Source organism: uncultured Arthrobacter sp., assembly GCF_902805515.1.
Taxonomy (GTDB): domain Bacteria; phylum Actinomycetota; class Actinomycetes; order Actinomycetales; family Micrococcaceae; genus Arthrobacter_D.
On sequence record NZ_CADCTE010000007.1, the window covers coordinates 1 to 4952 of the forward strand.

Here is a 4952-nt window from a genome sequence, read left to right on the forward strand (position 1 = left end):
GCCGAGGAGAACGGCGACCTGCGCATCCTGCCCGAAGTGCTGGCCGAACGGGTCCCCGAAGAGTTGCGAGAGCAGGTCTCGTGGTCGGCCGTCGCGGGACCGTCGATCGCCGGCGAGGTGGCCGTGGGTAGGGACACCTGCGTGGTCTTCACGGGCCGCGACGCGAGCGTGCTGGCAGAGATGTCGGCCCTCTTCCGAACGCCCTCCTATCACGTGTGGACCTCGACCGATTTCGTCGGCGTCGAGGTGTGCGCGGCGACCAAGAACTGCTACGCTCTGGGGGCCGGTTTCATGGAGGGTATCCTGGACGGCAAGGGCGAGACCGAGGCAAGATACCGCAACTTCGACTACGGGGCGGCGCTCTTCGGGCAGGCGACGCGGGAGCTCGGCCAATTCATGGAGCTGCTCGGCGGCGAGCCGGAGACGCCCTACGGGCTGGCCGGGGTCGGTGACATGTTCGTCACCAGCATGGGGGGGCGCAACGTTAAGGTGGGCCGGCTGGTCGGCTCGGGGTTGCGCTTCTCGGAAGCACGCGGGCGTATGCCGGGGGTAACGCTCGAGGGGGCGGCGGCCATCGAGGTCATCGGCGGCGCGCTTCCGAAGCTTGCCGAGCGCGGGATCGTCGGACCGGAAGACTTCCCCCTGATGAGGTACCTGCACTCCGTGGTCGTTGCGGACGAGCCGTTGGACATGCCCTGGAGCACCTTCTTCGGGGGCGAACCGGGGACGAAAACAGGCAAAGGGTAGAACCGGACACCTAAACCCCCGCAAGTCGGAGTGCGAGAACCGCGCCTTCATCGGCCGATATCGTCTCCGGTGACGAAGGCGCCACTGCCCCCATAAGCACGTACAGAAGATCATCCCGGGCACGAGGGGCCTGCTCCTCGTGCCCGATTGGGGCCTAGTGCGTCGCCACCACGGTTACGTGAACCTCCCGCTGGGCGCCCCGGACGGCGGCAGCTTCATCGGACAGAAGGCCATCCTCAGCGAGTTCGTCGCGTACTTCACCTTCGGCCTGCGAGTTGGCGAATTCTCCGAGAAGACCGTGGCCATCGTCACCTTCGCCCTCGCGGGGTTCGCCAACTTCGGCACCGTAGCCGTCTTGCCAACGCGCCCGTACGCAGCGGGCAAGGCTCCCCCGCGGTGACGAGCGCGTTGGTCTCCCGTGAGACCCGGCAAGCCTAATGCTGTCCGACGGCAGGTCCCTGAGGAGCTCGTCTCCCGATTTGATCAGCTTCGCCCAGGCGTCGAGGGAGGTCTCCGGGGTCTGCCCCTTCCTCGCGGCGTTGCGGTGATCCTTTCGGGCAACGGGGGTATCGACCCCCAAGAGCACGAGGTGTGACAATTACATGATGATGGTTTTTACACCACTTCTGACACCTCCGAGCGCGAAATACACAGAAACGGTGGGCAACCGCGCGTGACAAGGTCGGCCTAGTGAGCGGTTTTCTGCAACGTACAGCAATACTCGGAAACGGTTGTCGGCGGATTGTGGCTCCGAAGGTCGCGGATTCGAGCCCCGTCGGTCACCCTCTCCAATTCCGCGTGAGTAAGGTAAAAAACAGAGAAAATTGACGAGTTTGACATGGGGAATGAGTCGTGTGCACCACGCGGTACACCACCGCCGGCTAGACTGGCGAGCTGGTCTGCCCTAGTCGCGTCCTTCTTCCGCGCCGGAGCGCCCGGTCGGACCTTTGGATATCCCGGGCACGGCTATTCCGCTCCGCGGGCCTCGCCATGTGCAGCATCAATTACCTGACGTCGAGGACGATCTTGCCCGTCGCGCGACCCGCGCCGAGTTCTGCCTGCGCCTGTCCGGCCTGTTCCAGTGGGTAGGTTCGGTGGATGACCGGGTCGATGGAGCCTGCGGCAAGCAGCTCGATCAGGCTCCCCAGATCCTGGCGGTACCAGTCGTGGTGGGCCTCCACCATGACGTCGGACCGGTACCCGCTGACACCGATGCTCTGGGTGAGGTAGGTCAGGTAGCTGGTGCGGGGAACGCGAAGCGCGTTGCCGATCAGCTTCGTCAGGCTCCGGCGACCCCCACTGAAAGCGCTGGACACGCCGTAGGCGATCAAGTGGCCGCCGGGGCGCAGCAAGGGCAGGGCCCGCCGCCAGCTGACACTACCCAACGCGTCGAAGACGGCGTCGACCCCGCCCGGCGCGAGGCGTTTGACCTCGGCGGCGACGTCCTGGGTGCGGTAGTCGACGGGGACGGCGCCGAGGCGCTCGACAAGGTCGGCCTTGCGCGCGCTGGCGGTGCCGATGACCCTCATGCCGCGCAGCGCCGCCAGCTCCAGCAGCGCACTACCGACCCCGCCGGCCGCCGAGTGCACAAGGATCGTGGACCCGTCCGCCACGACGGCGGTCCGGGACAGCAGCTGCCAGGCGGCGAGGTAGTTCAAAACGAGGCTGACCACCGCGCGGCTGTCCACGTGATCGGGGTAGGGCACGGCCGCCCAGGCGGGGACCACGACGTGAGTCGCGTAGCCGCCCGAGCCCGAAGTCCACACGGCCACCCTGTCGCCCTCCGCCAGACCCTCGACGCGCGCGCCGACCGAGGCCACCGTTCCCACCGCATCGTAACCCGGGATGGCGGGCCGCGAGCCCGCGTTGCGAAGCCCTTCCCGCAGCGCGATGTCCCCGAAGGCCACCCCGGCCGCTTCGACCCGAACGAGCACCTCACCGTCGCCAGGGGACGGAACGCGCACCTCGCGGACGGCCAGTACCTCAGGGCCACCGCGCCGGTTAACGTGTACGGCCCGTCCCATGGTATCTACCGTCGCGCCTTGCGCGCTTATCGGAACTTCCATGTCGCCCTCCGCCTCCCTTTTGCTAGACGGACGGTGCGTCCGCTTATGGCATGATAGCACAAGCGGAGAGTGCATCCGATTTGCGTGCGGCGGTTGGAGTCGATCAGACGGACGGGGTATCCGTTTGGTAACATAGGCACGTGACAGTGCGGCCCACAACCGTCGACGATCTGCGTGCGGACGCGGCCCGCAACCGCGCCCGGGTGCTGGAAGTCGCCCGCGAGCTGCTCGCGGCGGGCGAAGCGACGTTGCCGATGAATACCATAGCCCGGCTGGCGGGGGTGGGGATTGGCACGGTCTACCGGCACTTCCCGACCCGGCAGGCGTTGCTGGAGTCGGCGGTGATGGGTGGCTTCGAGCAACTCCTCGCCGAGGCCCAGTCGGCCGCGGCCGACGACGACCCCGGCGCGGGCCTGGAGCGCTTGCTGCGCTACGGGATACGACTCCAACTCGGCGACGTCGGCCTCGCGGCCGTGCTGCGGTCCCCCGAGTGCGCCTGCGCGCGGACTTCGCGGTTGCGGGCCGACCTGTTGAAGGCCGTGGGCCGGCTGCTGGAGCGCGCCCGCGAGGCCGGCGCCATCCGGCCGGAGATCGGGGCTGATGACGTCCGGCGCCTGTCGTGCGGCATCGTGCAGGCGGTGCGGGCGGGAAGCAGCGACGAAGCCGAGATCGACCGCTACACGAATGTCCTTCTGTGCGGCATCCGCCCCGATCGCTGAATCTTCTCCCATCGAGCCACACCCGTAGCGGATCGCCGTCCGCTCGGAGCGGCTCTCGCCAGAGAAGCACGATGGGGGACGTGATCTGGACCGGGCGCCGTTCCGTCCTTCAAGTAACCCAAGGGGGGTGTAGCCCAAGGGGGGTGTAGGGTGGCGGGACCGCTCGTGTCTGGGTGGATGGATCGGGGCTTGGCAGACTTCCGAGAACCCTACGCCCGGACCTCGGAGAGCGATCCTCCTACGAGGCAGACCTCGCCATTGAGTGCGGCTCTGTCGGTTTCTTGGTGAAGGCGGTCAGAAACGAACCGAGACGCCCGGATGCGGGCGTGTTTGAAACATGGTGGCAACGCCTTGCTACCGATCAACGGGTCTTCGAGCGCGTCTGGGGGACGGATGTGAGCTTCGGTTTTCGCGGATCACCAAAAGGCCGACAGAACTAAGGGTTTATGGCGAGGTCTGTTCAACGGAGTGTAGATGTAGGCTATCACGAGTAGTCCCGCGGCGAGGTGGACGAAGTGCTGAATGTCGCGCATCCGTTCGTTCGAGGTTGTCATGAGGGCATCACCGATCCCCTTCCTTCTAGCCGCGGGGCTGCTCCTCCAACGCCCCGATCACCCGGCCCAGCAGATCGAGCAACTGGCGCCGCTCGTCCTCGCTCAACCGTCGGGACGCCGACCGATTTCCCTCGATCGCCTCGGGGACGAGCGTGTCGCGCAGGGCCCAACCCTTCTCCGTGAGGAAGATGTTGATCTGCCGACGATCGCGCGGGTTGCGTTCGCGCCGGACCAGGCCGTCCCTCTCCATGCGATCCAGCGTGCGGACCATCGTGGCGTCCTCGATGGCAACCTCGCGGCTCAACTCCCGCTGCGTCTGCCCGTCTTGAGCCCATAGGAACATCAGCACCGCCCACTGCCCCATACGGGCACCGTGCGCCGCGAGCCGTGGGGATAGCTCCCGGCTGAAGGCGCGGGCGGCGTAGTTCATGAGGTAGCCAAGGCTCTCCTCGATCGCGAAGAGACCGCCGTCCGGCTCCCCACCGTCCTTCCCCGCCTCCCTGCGCCGCACGACTTCGAAGGCGGTTCGCTCTGTATCTGTCATAGCTAACAATTAGCATACTTATTACTGGTTGTCAAGCCACTTCTGCGAACCCGGTGCGGAGGGCCGCACGCGGACCTCGGCCTCTCCGCGATCTCGTAGCCTTCCTGCCGAACCTGGCCTTAAACGGCGCAACGGACGCGTGGAGCCAGGACCGGCAAAACCTCCGCAAAGCAACAGAGACCCTCGGCTCCGGACTCCACCGAGGCTGGTCCGACCGCTCGCCGTCGCTTCGGCCTGGAGGGGGACCTTTCGGCCGCGAGGAACCGGTAAGCGGGACCTCAGCGCGGCCGGACGTCGAGCAGCTCCCGCGCGAGAGATCTCG

At 66.8% G+C, this 4952-nt stretch carries 4 protein-coding genes and 1 pseudogene; 3 read left to right on the plus strand and 2 right to left on the minus strand.

All coding sequences use genetic code 11. The features are described 5' to 3' along the window. Window positions 1-747: pseudogene (locus tag QZX79_RS01135) on the plus strand (hypothetical protein); the annotation flags it as partial. Between the two features lie 157 nt (window positions 748-904). Next, window positions 905-1147, plus strand: coding sequence for a nucleoside transporter C-terminal domain-containing protein (locus tag QZX79_RS01140; protein WP_294563508.1), 243 nt, complete (start codon window positions 905-907; stop codon window positions 1145-1147). 604 nt (window positions 1148-1751) lie between these two features. On the opposite strand, the gene QZX79_RS01145 is transcribed toward QZX79_RS01140, so the two are convergent. After that, on the minus strand, window positions 1752-2771 hold the full coding sequence (locus tag QZX79_RS01145; protein ID WP_294563509.1) for a zinc-binding dehydrogenase: 1020 nt from the start codon (window positions 2769-2771) through the stop codon (window positions 1752-1754). A gap of 188 nt (window positions 2772-2959) precedes the next feature. On the opposite strand from QZX79_RS01145, the gene QZX79_RS01150 reads away from it, so the two are divergent. Beyond that, window positions 2960-3532: a TetR/AcrR family transcriptional regulator gene (locus QZX79_RS01150; RefSeq protein ID WP_294563511.1), complete on the plus strand. Its 573-nt coding sequence runs from the start codon at window positions 2960-2962 to the stop codon at window positions 3530-3532. Window positions 3533-4111: 579 nt separating this feature from the next. Here the strand turns inward: QZX79_RS01150 and QZX79_RS01155 are convergent. Further along, window positions 4112-4630 carry a MarR family winged helix-turn-helix transcriptional regulator gene (locus QZX79_RS01155; RefSeq protein ID WP_294563513.1) on the minus strand — a complete coding sequence of 173 codons (519 nt, stop codon included), beginning with the start codon at window positions 4628-4630 and terminating at the stop codon, window positions 4112-4114. Between the last annotated feature and the right edge of the window lie 322 nt (window positions 4631-4952).

Excerpts from the sequence above, each read along its gene's own strand:
- QZX79_RS01155 (WP_294563513.1), bottom strand. The coding sequence starts at position 4,630 with ATGACAGATACAGAGCGAACCGCCTTCGAAGTCGTGCGGCGCAGGGAG.
- QZX79_RS01145 (WP_294563509.1), bottom strand. The coding sequence starts at position 2,771 with ATGGGACGGGCCGTACACGTTAACCGGCGCGGTGGCCCTGAGGTACTG.